Raw genomic sequence first — 16,327 nt, 5'->3', positions numbered from 1 at the left:
TCGTCGAATTATAGCGAGTGGCACCGGCCTTTATAGTCGGGGTGGCGCTGTTTTGGGAACTTTTACCAAATAGGGCGGAGAATCCGATGGAAACTCAGTTCAGTGCACGGTGCAGAGCTTCCAGCATAGCTTTGTCGCTGGCATTGATAGCAGTGTGGACCACGGAAAAGCCGATCCCCTTTGCCTGCCCGGCAACCCGGGCGCTTGGGCAGATAAGCGCTACTTGGCGCAATTGCTCCATTGAAGTTTGTTCGATGCAAAAGGATAGATTTGTGAGTGTTTCACCACTATGCACAGTAATGGCGTCTGCATCAACGCCATACTTTCTCAGTTGCTCCTGAGAGTTACTGGGTAGGGTGCGATTGTATAGCTCGCAATAATCCACCCGAGCACCACGAGCGCCCAAGGTGTCACCAATCAAAGTGCGCCCGCCACTGCCACGGAAAATAAGAATACGCTGCCCACTAATCTCCTGCAGCGATGGCAGGCCAAGCAAATCCTCAGAATTCATATGAGCGCCGCTTTGCTCACAGGGAATGCCCCGAGCATCCAAGGCTTTTGCTGTGGCGGCGCCGATTGCATAGTAGCGCGGTCCCTGTGGTAATTGTGGCCAGTAGTCTTCCAGCCAATTCACTCCATAGTGCACGGCGTTCTGTGAGACAAAAATTGCCACTTCCACTTGATCAAAATCGAGGATAGGTTTTTTGATTGCCTGTCGGGCATCGTCGCTCTCGAGGGGCTCAATACCCAGCATGGGAATGTTTTCCACCTGAGCGCCCTCTGCCTGTAGCAGAGCGCACCAGCTCCCCGACTGGTGAGCTGGTCGGGTGGTTAATATACGCTTGCCACGCAGGTGATTGGGCATTTTAAGAGTGCTCAGAGAGCGTCGAGAATTTTGTCGGCGCCACCGGCCAGTAGTTGCTCCGCCAGCTGAGTGCCAAGGGTCTCTCCGTCGGAGGCAGCACCGCGGCACTCGGCGCGAATCATGGTTGTACCGTCGGGGCTCCCTACCAAGCCTCGCAGCCACAGGCTGTCTTCATTCAATTCGGCGTAGCAGCCAATAGGTACCTGGCAGCCGCCGTTCAAACGCTTGACCAGGGCGCGTTCGGCGCGGAGGCGAGAGGCAGTTTCTACACAATGCAGGGGTTGTAGAAGTGCTTCCAGCTCAGCATCGCAGCGGGCTTCGATGCCTACGGCGCCCTGGCCACCGGCGGGCAGCAGTAGATCCGTTGGGAGGAAGCTGCGGATGCGCTCTGGCATTTCCAGGCGTAGCAGGCCGGCAGCAGCCAGGATAATCGCGTCGTATTCCCCGGCATCGAGCTTGGCTAAACGAGTATTTACGTTGCCGCGCAGAAACTTGACCTGTAAATCAGGGCGTTGTGCTAGAAGTTGGCACTGGCGACGCAAGCTTGAAGTGCCGACCACTGCGCCCTGGGGCAACTCTTCAAAACTGCCGTAGAGATTGCTGACAAATGCATCGCGGGGATCTTCGCGTTCACAAATGATAGGCAGGTGTAAGCCTTGTGGAAACTCCATAGGTACATCTTTCATGGAGTGTACGGCGATATCTGCGCGCCCCTCCAGCATTGCCACCTCCAGCTCTTTCACGAAGAGCCCCTTACCACCAACTTTGGTGAGGGGGATATCCAAAACCTGGTCGCCACGACTGGTCATAGGCAATAATTCAATCAGAAGCTCGGGATATGCCTGCTGCAGACGGCCCTTCACGTAATTGGCTTGCCAAAGGGCCAGGGCGCTCTCGCGAGTGGCGATACGGATGCGGGAAATGGACATACTGCTCGATCAATTGGTTGAGTGGGAGGGCAATTCTATCAGACAGGTGCCTACCATGTTTCCAATGGCGGGATTCGGAGCGGGTAATTATCGGTCACGGGCTCGTAGCCAATCTTCAAGAATAATGCGTGCGGCAATGGAGTCCACCGGGTTGTCGGCGTAACTGCCGCGGTGACCTCGCTCAGCGGCCTCTTCCTTGGCGGCACGGGTACTGAGACGTTCGTCAATCATTTCCACTGGTAACCCGGTGCGCCCGTGCAGGCGCTGGCCAAACTTGCGCGCGCGCGCGCCGAATTCACTCTCAGTGCCGTCCATATTCAGAGGAAGGCCGACCAATAGGTAGTGCGGTTGCCACTCGTCAATTAAACGCTGAACTTTTTCCCAGTCCGGCTTGCCGTCCTTCGCTGGCAGTGGGGGCAGCTCCTTGGCGCTGGCAGTCAGACTCTGGCCAAAAGCGAGGCCAATAGAGCGGGTGCCAAAATCGAAGGCGAGGGCGGTAACTGGTTTATTCATATGCCGGGCAGTTTTCATTGTAAAACATGTGGGCGGGCAGTTTACTGCAAGAGGAGTGATCAGGCGTGTCCAGCCTGTGATCCGAGGCCGGAGAGGTCAATACCGTGACGCGCCGCAGCGCTCTGCCAGCGTTTTTCCACGGGGGTGGCAAATAGGATTTCGGGTTCCGCTGGCAGGGTCAGCCAAGCGTTCTCTACCAACTCCTGTTCCAACTGTCCCGGGCCCCAGCCGGCGTAGCCGAGGGCCAGTAGCACATCGTCCGGGCCGCGTCCGGCAGCGAGAGATTCAAGAATGTCCTTGGAGGCGGTGAGACTGATATCCATATTGATTTCGGTGGTCGAGTCAAATTTGATCCCGGCGCCGTGCAGTACAAAGCCCTGCTCCGGTGACATTGGCCCCCCCAGGAGTACGGCTTCTTCGCCCCGCAGGCTGGTGTCGTCTAGGGACAACTGTTCAAACACCTCTCTCCAGTGAACCTTGCTGGGGGCATTGATCACTATACCCATGGCGCCCTCTTCATTGTGCTCGACAATAAGCGCCACAGTTTGCTTGAAGCGCGGATCCTCCATGCCGGGCATGGCCAGCAGGAACTGGCCGCGCAAGCTGCCGTGGGTTAGGTCACTGTCGATATTGGAGTTGGGCATAGCTTGATTCTAGGTTGCCTGAGTGAAACGCAAGTTTAGCCGCGCTCGGGCAGCTCACCTGCACTGGTGGAGAAGCCGGTCATCTCAAAGCGCCAAGTGCGGATGATTTCCAGGCGATCGGCGTCCTTGCGAATTTCAGCAGGAAAAGGTGCAAAGGGCGCCGCCAGGCGAACAATTTGCTGGGCGGCATCATCGAGAATTCGCTCCCCGGAGGATTCAAGGATGACTACCTCCTCTACCGCGCCCGTGGGCAGTAGGCGTACCATCATACGCAGGCTGCCAGTAATTTGTTGCTGCAGGGCCTCTTCGGGGAAGTTGTCACTGCCGATGGCCTCTACTTTCTGGCGCCAGTCGTGTAGATATGTGGCGTCTGCAGATGCTTTGGTTGCGACTGAAGTTAGGCGGCGCACCCGTGGGCGCTGGGCGATTGTCTGGCGGATTTTATCCAGGCGGGCTTGCAGGCTGGCGATCTCGGGATTGGTGCGGGTCAAATCACTAGGAGCATCGCCACGCTTTTCTTCAGAAAATTTGTCTTCGGCAGGGAGTTCCGGAGCCTGCTGCGGGCTATTGCCAATAGTGGTGATCAGTTGTCGGCGCTGATCAGCTGGGCGAGCGGCCTGTTGCTGCGGCAAAGGGTTTACATCGTGAATTTGTGTGTCGTCAAACTCCGCGCGGCGATTGCTCGATAACTCCTTGGGGGTGTCAGCAGTGCCACTGGCTAGTTGGTTATATTGTGCCAGATAGTCAGCGTCTTCTGGTGCTTGTGCAGAATTATGTTGGGCCAGTGTGACTTCCAGAGTAGGCGCCGCTCGGCGCCCTTCAGGATCGGTAAAGGCCACGCCAAAAATCAAAAGCGCATGAATGGCGCCGGCGAGAAATAGCGAGAACACAAAACGCTCGCGTTGGGCTGCGTTAAGTGGCGTCGTGTTGGCGGTGGAATTCATTGTTTGTTATCGATTACTGCTTTTGTTGCCGAGCTTTTGCTCGGCTTTCCGCCCGGTCCGTTCACTGGCAAACAGCCTGGGTTAATTTAAAATTAAGTGCCCAGTTTACCCTTTTTGTGCCAATCGGTGTGTGATGGCGCTCATTAGTCGTGCACCGATATCGGTATTGTAAGCCGCATCAATCTCACGCACGCATGTTGGACTGGTGACATTGATCTCGGTGAGGTAATTGCCGATCACATCCAGGCCGACAAAAAGCAGCCCTTTCTTTTTCAGAGTGGGGGCAACCTGCTCCACAATCCAATGGTCACGATCAGTAAGTGGGCGCGCTTCACCACGCCCACCAGCGGCCAGATTGCCGCGTGTTTCACCCGCCTCGGGAATTCGCGCAAGGCAGAAGGGAATCGCTTCACCATCGACAACAAGAATCCGTTTATCACCATCCTTGATTTCGGGAATATAGCGTTGCGCCATGATCTGCTGGCGCCCATGTTTGGTGAGCATTTCCAATATTGCACCAAGGTTGGCACCGTCAGGCTTACAGTGAAAAATACCGGCGCCACCCATGCCATCCAGTGGTTTGAAGATTACATCTTGGTGGGCCTTGTGGAATTCACGCAGCCTACGCATATCCCTACTTACCAGAACAGGTGGGCAGCACTGCGGGAAAGTGGTAGCGAAAATTTTCTCGTTACAGTCGCGCAAGGACTGGGGGTTGTTTACTACCAGCGCACCTTCGCGTTGTGCGGCCTCGAGAATATAAGTGGAATAAATGTACTCATTGTCAAAAGGGGGATCGACACGCATCAAAATAGTATCTAGTTCGCCCAGCGGCATTTCCTGGGGCTCCTGCAGGGAAAACCAGCACTTGGAATCGTCAAATACTTTGAGGGCCCGTGCCCTGCCAATTGCCCGGCCGTTGTCCAGATACAAGTCTGTTTGCTCGAAATAAAATAACTGAAAACCGCTGTCTTGTGCGGCCTGTAACAGTGCGAGTGTCGTATCTTTTTTAAAATTGATTTGGGCGATGGGGTCCATCACCACACCGAGGGAGTAATTCATATGGGCTTCCATATTTGATGGGATATTTCATCCCGCGCCGCGGTGGTTGTGGCTTTAGTAGTATGGCCACTCCCGATTTTTAAGATGGATAAGGTAAGAGCAGCTTCGTCAAGGTGCAACTTTTTAACACCTCCGACCGGGAGGGCGTGCAAAGTGGTGATAATTTGAGCTGCATCGCTAGGGGTATGTCGACTCTGCTAGATTCACCTGGGGTTCTGTGATAAAAGTTCCATCCAGTGTGCGATCTTGGCTAAGCGAGACACCCAGGCCCCATAGGCGGTCCAAATAAGGGTGCAGGTAAAAAATTTTCGCGTGCCCGAAAATAAGTAAACAGGGGATTCAAAAAAGACTATGGAGCTTAACTGGGAAAGTCTGACTGTAATGGTGATTGACGACAGTAAGACAATTCGCCGCACTGCTGAGACGTTGTTGCAAAAGGCGGGTTGTACTGTAGTCACAGCAACCGACGGTTTTGATGCGCTGGCAAAAATCGCGGACTCCCGTCCGGATGTTATTTTTGTCGATATTATGATGCCGCGCCTTGATGGCTATCAAACCTGCGCACTGATCAAAAATAACAGTGAGTTCCGCTCTACCCCTGTTGTAATGCTGTCGAGTAAGGATGGTTTGTTCGATAAGGCAAAAGGGCGCGTAGTTGGTTGCGATCAATATCTAACCAAGCCGTTTAGCAAGAGTGAACTTTTGGGCGCTATTTCCGCCCATGCTAAGCCGCACCACGCGGCTTGACAGCGCACATAAAAAAATAAGGCCCTGTGGAGGCCACAAGCCTGCCGCAGGGCAGGATTTATATTGAGGGAAGCGCGATTTTTTCATCTATCAGGATGAAAAAATCCTGTAGTCAGGCAGTAAATTGGTAGTAAGTGCAGACTTGGCACACGCTAACAAAGATAATGACAATAATACCGCCAAGCGCTGTCGTTGTTGCACAGTTGCCGATTAGAAGATGTCATGGGGGAAATGATGGCAAGAGTATTAATAGTTGATGACTCTCCTACCGAAACACACAAACTCACCACGATTCTGGAAAAGAACGGCCACGCAGTAATTACTGCACCTAATGGTGAAAATGGTGTGGATGTGGCGCGTACGCAGCGCCCGGATTTAATTCTGATGGATATTGTGATGCCGGGTCTAAACGGCTTCCAAGCCACTCGCCAGTTGAGCAAGGACGGTAGCACAGCTGGAATTCCAATCATTATCGTTACCACCAAGGATCAGGACACGGATCGTGTCTGGGGGATGCGTCAGGGTGCGAAGGCCTACCTGACCAAGCCTGTGGATGAAGGCAAATTGTTGAGTGCCATTGAGGAGGTGTTGGCCTGACGGTCAGCTGCTCAAAGTGCAGTCACAAACACCTTATTTAGCTCTTGTTGATATCGCACGGCGCGCAAAGGCGCAGGCCACAGGCCTGCCTGGGCGCCGGGAAATCAAACCCTATTGGACCGGAATCGGTTTTTCTCTTCTAGACCATAACTTTGTCGCCTCTATGGATGACGTTGTGGAATTGCTCGAAGTGCCACCGTATACCTTTATTCCTGGAGTGGAACCCTGGGTAAAAGGTGTTTCCAATGTACGTGGCCGCCTGTTACCCCTGATTGATCTCGCTGCCTTTTATGGTGGCAACCTCACCGGGCCACGTCAGCAGCGTCGTGTTTTGGTGTTGGAGCGAGATAAAACCTATGTGGGACTGATTGTCGACAGGTTGCACGGAATGCAGCACCTGGCATTTGAATATGCCCGGGAAGCTCCAACAGATTTGATTGAGCCATTTGCGCCGATGGTGCATGGCCAGTTTATTTTGCAGAAGGACCGATGGCTGGTGTTCGACATGCGGGCTTTGATTAGTGATTCCCGCTTTATGGATGCCGCTGTCCATTAAAAATCCAATCTGATTATTTCCAGCATTTCGTATCGAGATGCTGGGGATGACCCGCAAGCGGTGCAGGGATGTCCGCACTGGCTGAGGGCCATTGTCGTTAAAGCGTTAAAAGTAAAAAGTGGTATTTAACCGGCCTCATGCTAGGGCCCGCTAGGAGTAAACTATGAAAACAGGCTCCCAGAGTTCCTTTTCCGCGTTGCGCAGTAACCCTGCCGCGCTGGGTTTGGGTCTGCTGGTACTCGCCGTACTGGCGGGACTGATTGTCAGTATCTATTTGGTGCAGACCCGCAGTGATCGCGATAAAGAATACCTGCAACAAGTCGCGGAACTGCGTGCACTTTCCTATCAGGTAGTTTCCTACGCACCTGCGGCTACTTCCGGTGATGATGCTGCATTTGCGGAACTGGAAAAGGTCTCTGGACAGATGGCCAGTGCCTGGAACCAGTTACAGGGTATGGATAAAGGGAGCCGAAAAGCTCTCGATGCTGAACTGGCTACCTATGGTACCGTTTGGCGCAAACTGCGCGAGCAGGTAGATACCATTATCGGTAACAAGGAAACCATTATCTTCCTAAACGATGTGGCTACCACGCTTAGTGCCTCGCTGCCTGAACTGCAGGCAGAGCACAACAATATTGTGGAGATACTGCTCGCCAACAATGCCCCGGCGAATCAGGTGGAACAGGCACAGTTGCAGGTATGGCGTGCGGAGCGTATCGGTCGGAATATCGACAAAATGCTGCAGGGCGGTGACGATGCGGAGTCGGCCGCTGATCAGTTCAATACTGATGCCAGCCTGTTCGGTAAAGTGGTGGATGGCATGAAGAGCGGTGATGTGGTGATGGGCATCTCCCGCGTTACCGATGAAGAAGCGCGCCGCTCTCTGGATGAAATTACTGAGCTGTTTGAATTCGTAAGTTCCTCTGTACGCGAGATATTTGAGGCGACTCCAGCCCTGTTTGCAACACGCCAGGCCTCTGACGGCATTATCGCTTCTTCGCCGCAGCTGCTCGAAGCCCTGAGTACCCTGAATGACCGCATCGTAAACCTGGCGGACGAACGCCAGCCAAACAATATGACCATCACCATTCTGGCAGCGGCATTCGTGCTTCTGATCTTTGCGATGATGGGAATGGCGTTCTCCGGTACCCGCCGCAGCCTGATACAGGAATCCGATACCAACGAACGTAACCAGCAGGCCATTATGCAGCTGCTGGATGAGCTGGCAGACCTCGCCGATGGTGACCTGACTACCTCCGCGACAGTAACAGAAGCTTTCACCGGTGCGATTGCCGACTCCATCAACTTTACAATCGACCAGCTGCGCGTTCTGGTATCCCGAATCAACGGAGCTGCACAGGAAGTATCCGGTCTGTCCCAGGAAACCCAGCAGACCGCGCTGCATCTAGCCGAAGCCTCTGAACACCAGGCACAGGAAATTGCCGGAGCCTCTGCGGCGGTGAATGAAATGGCGGTGACCATTGACCAGGTATCTGCAAACGCCTCTGAATCTGCCCAGGTAGCCGAGCGCTCGGTACATATCGCGAGTAACGGTGCCAAGGTGGTACAGAACACCATTAAAGGCATGGATAACATCCGCGAGCAGATTCAGGACACCTCCAAGCGAATCAAGCGTCTGGGTGAATCATCCCAGGAGATTGGCGATATCGTAAGCCTGATTAACGACATTGCTGACCAGACTAACATCCTGGCCTTGAATGCAGCCATCCAGGCGAGTATGGCTGGTGATGCTGGTCGGGGCTTCGCGGTGGTTGCGGACGAGGTTCAGCGACTCGCGGAACGTTCCGCCGCCGCTACCAAGCAGATTGAAGGCCTGGTTAAAGCCATTCAGTCTGATACCAACGAAGCGGTAATTTCCATGGAACAGACCACCACTGAGGTGGTACGTGGAGCCCGCTTGGCTCAGGATGCCGGTGTTGCCCTGGAAGAGATCGAAAGCGTATCCAGTAACTTGGCATCCTTGATCCAGAACATCTCCAACGCTGCCCGCCAGCAGGCCTCTTCTGCAGGTCATATTTCCAACACGATGAACGTGATTCAGGAAATTACTTCGCAGACTTCTGCTGGTACCCAGGCTACTGCCCAGTCCATTGGTAACCTGGCACAAACCGCCAGTGCCTTGCGTGAATCTGTTGCCGGCTTCAAGCTGCCACAAGACGAGAGCATTGAGACGAACAGTGAACTGTACGATGTGGAACTGCCGGAGATGGACGCGGAGACTTTCACTATCGATAGCGAGGAATCCGATTCCTTGTCCCGTGAAGATCGGGCTCTGGCCTAACCCACTTATAAAACCCGGTAACCAATTGGTGACCGGGCACATAGGGGCGCACGGAGTACCCTCCAGATAATCGCGGATTCAGGTTCGCATCGGGGTATAGCGCCTGTGTAGAGAATGAATTATTGGGGGCTCGGCGTGAGTCACGACAATCCGAACTTCATGGCCCTGGATTGGCTGATTGGTGAAATCAACGAGACCCTGGCGCAGGCGCGCCAGTTCCTCGAGACATTTGCCTCGGATCCAGAAGCGGGTGCAACACTGCTGCAGAATAGTTTGTCCCTGGTTCACCAGGTACACGGCAGCCTGCATATGGCTCAACTCAGTGGCGCAGCGATGCTCGCCGAAGAGATGGAACAACTGGTACAGGCCCTTGCCAGTGGCAGTGTTGAAAACACCGACGAAACGCGTGAATTCCTTATGCGCGCTTTGTTGGAGCTGCCGCTCTACCTTGAGAAGGTCTCTTTTCAGCGTCGTGATAACGCAGTCCTGCTGTTACCCTTACTCAATGACCTGCGTGCGGTCCGCCGTGAGCGCCTGATCACCGAGGGTGCGCTCTTCTCTCCAGACCTATCCTCCCTGGATCGTATAAGTGGCAAGCGCCAACCACTGACTGCTGATAGTGCACGTTTGCAGGAGCTTGTAACAAAGCTGCGCAAAATGTATCACGTAGCAGCTGCCGGCCTGATTCGGGATGTGAACAGTGGTGAGAGTCTGGCGTACCTGAATAAAATCATTGAGAAAATGCAGCTGCTTTATAGCGGCAGTCGGCGCCAAACTCAGTGGGAGATTTTACTGGGGCTCCTGGAGGCGCTCGGCGAGCACCGCATCAATGTCCAGCCGGCCCTTCGTCATCTGTTGCGTCGTGTAGATGTGGAATTCCGTTTATTGCAGGGGCGCGGTGCCAAGGTGTTGGATGCCCGCCTTGATGCGGATTTCCTGCGAAACCTTCTTTTTTATGTATACCTGGCGGGCCCAAATGGCCCGCGCTGTCAGGATTTATACCAGCGTTTTGCCTTGGATAAAGCGGTTCCGGGGACACCACGACCGGATACAGAGGACGTGCTGGCCATGGGCCCTGAGGCTCTGGGTACTGCGATCGCCGCACTGCGGGAAGAGTTGCAATTGGTTCGCGAGGCGCTGGAACCGAGTGGCGCCAGTGAGCAACCACCGTTAAGTGATACCGCTGCAGTTGCCAAGCGGATCGCAGATACCCTTGGCGTACTTGGCTTGGAGGCGCAGCGCGGCCGCGCCCGCGGCATCTATGAATATCTGCGTGATGCCTCCCGCGGCACCGATGTCGAGGAATACCTACTGCGTGCTGCCGGTGAGCTGGTACAGCTTGATTCGGCCCTTGCTGCCACTGTTGACCGCAATAAGCAGGTCGATGATGAACAGCCGATAATGGGAGATGCCACCGACTCAGTTTTGCGCGAGGCGCGCCTGGGCCTTGAGGCCGTGAAAGAGGCGGTAATGGAGTATGTCGCCAGCCATTGGGATATCAGCTATTTAAGCCGGGTACCGCAACGTCTGCAGGAAGTTTGTGGTGGTCTGGAAATGGTAGGCTACCAGCGTGCTGGTGAAATTATTGCCTGTTGTAACCATTACATTAATAAATCCCTAATCGAGCAAGCTGAACAGCCTGAATGGCGCATGCTCGATACCCTGGCTGATGCGATAACCAGTGTCGAGTACTATCTGGAGCGCCGCTCAGAGGGGCTGGAAGATACTGAAATGCTGTTGGCGCTGGCTGAGGATAGCGTGGCCAACTTGGGCTTTGCCCTCGAAAGTCCTCAGATTGAGGCTTCGGAAGTAATTGCTCCCCAGGACGAAGCACCGCAGGCCACTGTGGAGAGTCAGGAGGGGGATGATGGCTTTAATCTGCTTGACCCCGAATTTGCCATATCCGGGGAAACTGGAAGTGAGTTAACCGATCACCATACCTTTGTACCTGAATCGGTAGAATCGGAAGCAGTTAATGAGTTGCCGGGTGGCAGCGACACTGATGAAGAAGCAACATTACCATTTGAGAGTGTTGCCGGTGGAGACGATGTTACCAAAGCGGAATCCATTTCCGTTTCTGCTCCACGCGTTGCCAAAGAAGAGCTTTCCACTACGGCTGATCAGGACGATGACAGGCTCTCAAATAATGGGGTAAATGCACAGGCTGAAGTAGCTACACAAGCGGTAGAGAATTCCGCTGTTGAGACTTCGGAAGTTGAGGTGCCCGTACCGGCAGGGGAGCAATCTAATGTTCAACCCGTTGAGGGGCCGGCCCAAGAGTCTGCAGAACCCCAGGTATTTGTGGACGACAGCGAAAGCTTGATCGACGATGAGATCATTGAAATCTTCCTCGAAGAGGCCAGTGAAGTCCTTACCCATATAGGCAACTACTTCCCTGAGTGGGCGGCAAATTTTGCCAATACTGATGCTCTGGTGGAATTCCGACGTGGTTTCCACACCCTCAAAGGGTCCGGCCGTATGGTTGAGGCGCTGGACATCGGTGAGCTCGCCTGGTCAGTGGAGAATATGCTGAATCGGGTGATTGATGACAGCGTCACGCCTCAGCGGGCCCATGTACTCCTGATTGAGCAGGTCTTCCAAAAACTGCCCTCAATGGTTGAGGCTTTCCGCCTTGGCAAAGGGGACCCAGATCAGCCTCTTACCCTGCAATTGCAGGCTTGGGCTGAGCAGCTTAGTCAGGGGCAGATCCCTGAGGAGCTGTTGGCGTTGGATGTTGGTGAAGCCTCAACGAGCGATACTGTTGAAGATGACAACAGCGACGATCGCGCGCAGCTTTGGGAGATTTTCGCCCAGGAAGCTGAGACACACCTCGCTGTTGTTGATGATTTCCTCATGGAAATGCGCGCAGTTGCCCCGGTATATGGAGTACCAAGCGATCCGCTCCATCGCGCGTTGCACACCCTCAAAGGCTCTGCCCACATGGCGGAAGTTAAGGTGGTTGCCGAGATGATGGCGCCGCTGGAGCGCTTTGCGAAAGAACTGCGCATTTATCAGGTGCCCATTGATGCGGATATCTTCGAGCTGATCGGTGATGGTGCCAGCTATGTTCGTCAGGTATTGGGGCAGATTCGCGCGGCCGAGCTCCTTCAGGTAGAAAAGTCTGAGCAGTTTGTTGCTCGCGTAGCGGAATTGCAGGAGCGCTCTGTAGGCCATCTGATACGTGAGCGCGAGGCCAACGAACCGAAAGCGGTAGACCCACAGTTGCTTGCGGTGCTGATGGCCGATGGCATGCGGGTCCTGTTGGATGCCGACCAGATGCTCAACCAATGGCGAGCGAATCCCACGGATAAAACTCAAGTCAACGAAGTTGCTGAAGAGCTGGACGTCCTGCAAGAGGCTGCCAGTCGTGCGCAGTTGCCCATTCTGGCCGAACTAGCACAATTGCTATTAGCTGTTTATCGCAAGGTGCTGGCCGGCAAGCTTGAGGAGGAGCCTGCACTTTGGGCTTCTCTGGAACAAGGACACAATGAGCTGCTCGACCTTGTTGATGCCGTGGCTGCAGCCCAGGATCTGCCAGAAGTGAGTGAAGCCGTTGAAGAGGCGCTGCGCTATCTGGCGGAGGACGAGGCAACTGTCGAGGCTGCGGAGGAAGACTACGATCTGAGTGAATTGGGGATAGAGCCCCAAGAGCTGGACTCTGTCGCATCCGCAGAAGAGGAGTCAGAGCAGGTAGCTATCGCTGTAGAGATTGAAGCGGAGCAACCAGTACTCGAGCCGGATGATTATGTGTCGCGGCCAAGAGCTGAAGTCATTGAGCCGGACAGTAATATTGAAGTGGCTGAGCCCCAAGCAGAAGAGGCCCAGGAACCCACACTGGATGACCTGTATCAGGCACTCTCCGAGACTCCAGCTGATAGTCGTGCCGATAGAGCTATCACTGAGCACCCTGATCCGGAGCTTATCGATATCCCTCTGGAACTTACAATCGCGGAGGAACCTGTAACGGCGACCTCTTTGGTTGCTGAGCCAGCTGCTATCCACAGCGAAGACCGGGTTGCGGAACAACAGCGTCTGCTGGCTGACATTGATCCCGATGTGGTTGATGTCTTTATGGAGGAGGCCGGTGATCTTACCGACGAGCTGGAAGAGTTGATCCAGAGCTGGGAGGACATGCCAGAAAGTCACGAACAAGCGGAAGCCTTGAAGCGGGTGTTGCATACCTTTAAAGGTGGTGCGCGTATGGCTGGCTTGATGGGGCTTGGTGAAGTTGCCCACCGTTTTGAAACTGTCATTGAGGGTATGCGTGATAATACGCGCCCCACGCCAGAATTTTTTGCCGATGCTCACCGTATCCACGATCGAATAGCTGACGGGGTTGAAACCATACGCGCCTGGATGGCGGGTGAGCAGCTGGAAGCTTTCGTTCAATTGCTCAGTACCGATTGGGCAGATCGACATGTTGCGTCAGCAGCTGCAGTGCAGGTTTCTGGCAGCGAAGCGCCTCTGCAGGAAATGCCCGTTGAAGCACCTCCAATCGAGGGAGAGGTAAACAACGCTGCCGAAGAGCCTATGCCGACAGTAGAGTTGCCGGGTCAGACCCCGGTCGACTCATCTGACATACCTTCCCTGCTGCCGGAGCCAGTGGAAAACCCGGAAGGCGGGAACGTATTGCCGTTTATTCGCAAGTCCAGCACTACCAATACAGAGGTTGCGACTCCTACTCGTAACCAACCCCAGGAAATGGTACGTGTTGCCGCTGAGCTTCTGGAAGAGCTGGTTAACCTTGCCGGTGAGACTGCTATTTCACGTGGTCGCCTCGAAGAGCAGATGAGTGAGTTCGGCCTGGCCCTGGACGAGATGGATGCAACTCTGTTGCGCCTCAATGAACAGCTGCGCCGTCTGGACCGGGAAACCGAAGCACAAATTCTCTTCCGCCAGGAGCAGTTGGCGGAACAAGATGGTGACTTTGACCCACTGGAAATGGACCGCTACTCATCTATTCAACAGCTGTCCCGCTCTCTATTGGAGTCTACCTCTGACTTGATGGAACTGCGCTCAACGCTTGATAACAAAGCGCGTGATACAGAGACTTTGTTGTTGCAACAGTCACGGGTGAATACCGAGCTGCAGGAAGGCCTGATGCGCAGCCGCATGGTGCCTTTCTCCCGTCTGGTACCGCGTTTGCGTCGTATTGTGCGTCAGGTGAGTGCCGAGCTTGGCAAGCAGGTTGAGCTCGTTTTCTCCAACGTGGAGGGTGAGCTGGATAGATCCATGCTCGAGCGTATGGTTGCGCCACTTGAACATATGTTACGCAACGCCGTGGACCACGGTATCGAGATGCCGGGAGAACGTCTTGCAGCTGGTAAAGCAGAGCGCGGTCGTATCGATGTAGCCCTGGCGCGAGAAGGTAGCGAAGTGGTTTTGACCATTCGCGATGATGGCGCCGGAGTTAACTTAATCAGGGTGCGGGAGAAGGCCGTCGAGAATGGCTTGATGCGCCCGGATGCTGAGCTGTCCAATAACGAGATACTGCAGTTTATCTTGCAGGCGGGGTTTACTACTGCAGAAAAGGTAACCCAGATTTCCGGTCGAGGTGTGGGGATGGACGTAGTTTCCGCTGAACTCAAGCAGATCGGTGGCAGTGTACATATCAACTCCGAAGCAGGTGCCGGAACTGAGTTTGTCGTGCGGTTGCCGTTTACGGTATCTGTTAACCGCGCCTTGATGGTAAAAATCGGTGAGGACTTATTCGCTCTACCGCTGAATACTATCGAGGGTATTGTGCGTCTCAGTCCTTTTGAGCTGGAGCATTACTACCGTTCCGAGGATGCGCGCTTTGAGTACGCCGGTGAACTTTATGAAGTGAACTACTTCGGTACCCTACTGAAGTCCGGTGCCCAGCCCAAACTCAGTGTTGACGATATGCAGCTGCCAGTTTTGCTGGTGCGTTCAGAAGGGCACGCCATGGCTTTGCAGGTTGACGCTATCCGCGGCAGCCGGGAGATTGTGGTGAAGAGCCTGGGGCCACAATTTGCGGGGGTTCAGGGAGTTTCTGGAGCTACAGTAACCGGTGATGGCACCGTGGTTGTGATTCTCGATGCACATGCCCTGCTGCGCCGCCAGGCAACTCAGCTCGCTCGCCCGGAAATGCCACAGTTGCAGCTGCAGGCTGAGCCTAAGCCCGAACCGGAAGATCGCCAGCAAACAGTGATGGTGGTGGACGACTCCGTGACGGTACGTAAGGTAACCTCGCGTTTCCTTGAGCGCGAGGGTTATTTGGTAAGTACCGCCAAAGATGGCCAGGATGCGGTGATCCAGCTTCAAGACAAGATTCCCGATTTGATTCTGCTGGATATAGAAATGCCACGTATGGATGGTTTTGAGGTTGCGCGCCATATCCGCTCCAGCAGTCGCTTAAGGGATATCCCTATCGTGATGATTACCTCGCGTACCGGTAGCAAGCACCGGGATCATGCCATGTCGCTAGGGGTAAACCATTACCTGGGCAAACCATACCAGGAAGATGTTTTACTTGAGGCAATCCGTGAATACGCAGGTGCTTCAGCTGTTGGCAGCTGAAGCGGCCTCGAAGACTATAGATAAGAGATAGGCAATGAGTGAAGTTGAAGCACTGTCAGTAGATGTTCCGCAGGAAGTGAGCAGTTTGTTGTTGCCCCTGCAACAGGGACAGATGCTGGTGCCCGTAGAAAGCCTCTCTGAGGTCATTGCGATACAGACCCCTGTGGCTGTGTACGACGCCCCCGAGTGGTATCTCGGAGACTTAATCTGGCGTGAGCAGAGGTTGCCACTGCTGTCTTTTGATGTGATGCGCGGTGAATCTCTCAGTAGCACTTCTGAAAATGGACGTATTGCGGTGCTAAGCAGTGGTAACCCTGATGGTGACCTGCCGTATTTTGCGCTCATTCTGCAGGGGACTCCTCGACTGGTACGGGTGACTCCAGAAGAGCTGGCTCTGCGTGAGCATACATTGAATCCTGGTGAGTTGATGCACGTGGCACTTTCCGGTGAAGAAGCTGTGATCCCCGATCTACAGGGACTGGAGCGGGCCTGTCTTAAGTACCGTGAGATGGACTGAGGCTACTCCCAAATAGTGCGATATCTTTTTGGATAGAGTGTTAAAAAAGGGGCCATTAGGCCCCTTTTTATTTTTGTAATTGGCAAATGCCCCTTCATATTTGCCGAAGCA

At 54.2% G+C, this 16,327-nt stretch carries 12 protein-coding genes; 6 read left to right on the top strand and 6 right to left on the bottom strand.

The window, feature by feature from the left end; genetic code table 11:
• Nucleotides 1-94: 94 nt before the first annotated feature.
• The 6 genes from ACJJIP_RS19615 to gshB all read right to left on the bottom strand — a co-directional run bounded on the left by ACJJIP_RS19615 (nucleotide 95) and on the right by gshB (nucleotide 4,957).
• Complete coding sequence (locus ACJJIP_RS19615) at nucleotides 95-865, bottom strand: uroporphyrinogen-III synthase (RefSeq protein WP_444945828.1); 771 nt, start codon at nucleotides 863-865, stop codon at nucleotides 95-97.
• Between the two features lie 11 nt (nucleotides 866-876).
• Nucleotides 877-1,794 carry a hydroxymethylbilane synthase gene (gene hemC / locus ACJJIP_RS19610; RefSeq protein WP_020413656.1) on the bottom strand — a complete coding sequence of 306 codons (918 nt, stop codon included), beginning with the start codon at nucleotides 1,792-1,794 and terminating at the stop codon, nucleotides 877-879.
• A gap of 87 nt (nucleotides 1,795-1,881) precedes the next feature.
• A complete protein-coding gene (gene ruvX, locus ACJJIP_RS19605) occupies nucleotides 1,882-2,307 on the bottom strand; it encodes a Holliday junction resolvase RuvX (protein ID WP_026305114.1) in 426 nt (141 codons plus the stop codon).
• 59 nt (nucleotides 2,308-2,366) lie between these two features.
• The gene (locus tag ACJJIP_RS19600; protein ID WP_020413654.1) at nucleotides 2,367-2,951 is read right to left on the bottom strand and encodes a YqgE/AlgH family protein; all 585 of its coding nucleotides are present in this window, start codon (nucleotides 2,949-2,951) and stop codon (nucleotides 2,367-2,369) included.
• A gap of 35 nt (nucleotides 2,952-2,986) precedes the next feature.
• A complete protein-coding gene (locus tag ACJJIP_RS19595) occupies nucleotides 2,987-3,895 on the bottom strand; it encodes an energy transducer TonB (protein ID WP_020413653.1) in 909 nt (302 codons plus the stop codon).
• A 105-nt stretch (nucleotides 3,896-4,000) separates the two neighbouring features.
• Nucleotides 4,001-4,957 carry a glutathione synthase gene (gshB, locus tag ACJJIP_RS19590; protein WP_444945827.1) on the bottom strand — a complete coding sequence of 319 codons (957 nt, stop codon included), beginning with the start codon at nucleotides 4,955-4,957 and terminating at the stop codon, nucleotides 4,001-4,003.
• 351 nt (nucleotides 4,958-5,308) lie between these two features.
• Between gshB and pilG the strand changes: the two genes are divergently transcribed.
• From pilG to ACJJIP_RS19560, 6 genes are all read left to right on the top strand, one after another.
• Nucleotides 5,309-5,704 (top strand): twitching motility response regulator PilG, encoded by a 396-nt coding sequence (gene pilG / locus ACJJIP_RS19585; protein WP_020413651.1) that lies wholly within the window; start codon nucleotides 5,309-5,311, stop codon nucleotides 5,702-5,704.
• A gap of 234 nt (nucleotides 5,705-5,938) precedes the next feature.
• Complete coding sequence (gene pilH / locus ACJJIP_RS19580) at nucleotides 5,939-6,301, top strand: twitching motility response regulator PilH (protein WP_026305112.1); 363 nt, start codon at nucleotides 5,939-5,941, stop codon at nucleotides 6,299-6,301.
• A gap of 16 nt (nucleotides 6,302-6,317) precedes the next feature.
• Nucleotides 6,318-6,857 carry a chemotaxis protein CheW gene (locus tag ACJJIP_RS19575; RefSeq protein WP_020413649.1) on the top strand — a complete coding sequence of 180 codons (540 nt, stop codon included), beginning with the start codon at nucleotides 6,318-6,320 and terminating at the stop codon, nucleotides 6,855-6,857.
• 163 nt (nucleotides 6,858-7,020) lie between these two features.
• Entirely contained in the window at nucleotides 7,021-9,159 is a 2,139-nt protein-coding gene (locus ACJJIP_RS19570; protein WP_020413648.1) for a methyl-accepting chemotaxis protein, read from the top strand.
• Between the two features lie 159 nt (nucleotides 9,160-9,318).
• Nucleotides 9,319-15,699: a hybrid sensor histidine kinase/response regulator gene (locus ACJJIP_RS19565; protein WP_444946940.1), complete on the top strand. Its 6,381-nt coding sequence runs from the start codon at nucleotides 9,319-9,321 to the stop codon at nucleotides 15,697-15,699.
• Nucleotides 15,700-15,733: 34 nt separating this feature from the next.
• Nucleotides 15,734-16,216, top strand: a complete 483-nt coding sequence (locus ACJJIP_RS19560; RefSeq protein ID WP_353375740.1) for a chemotaxis protein CheW — start codon at nucleotides 15,734-15,736, stop codon at nucleotides 16,214-16,216.
• Nucleotides 16,217-16,327 lie beyond the last annotated feature (111 nt).

Source organism: Microbulbifer variabilis, from assembly GCF_052467165.1.
Note: the sequence above shows the minus strand (reverse complement) of the source record. Positions and strands in the feature narration are given on the sequence as shown.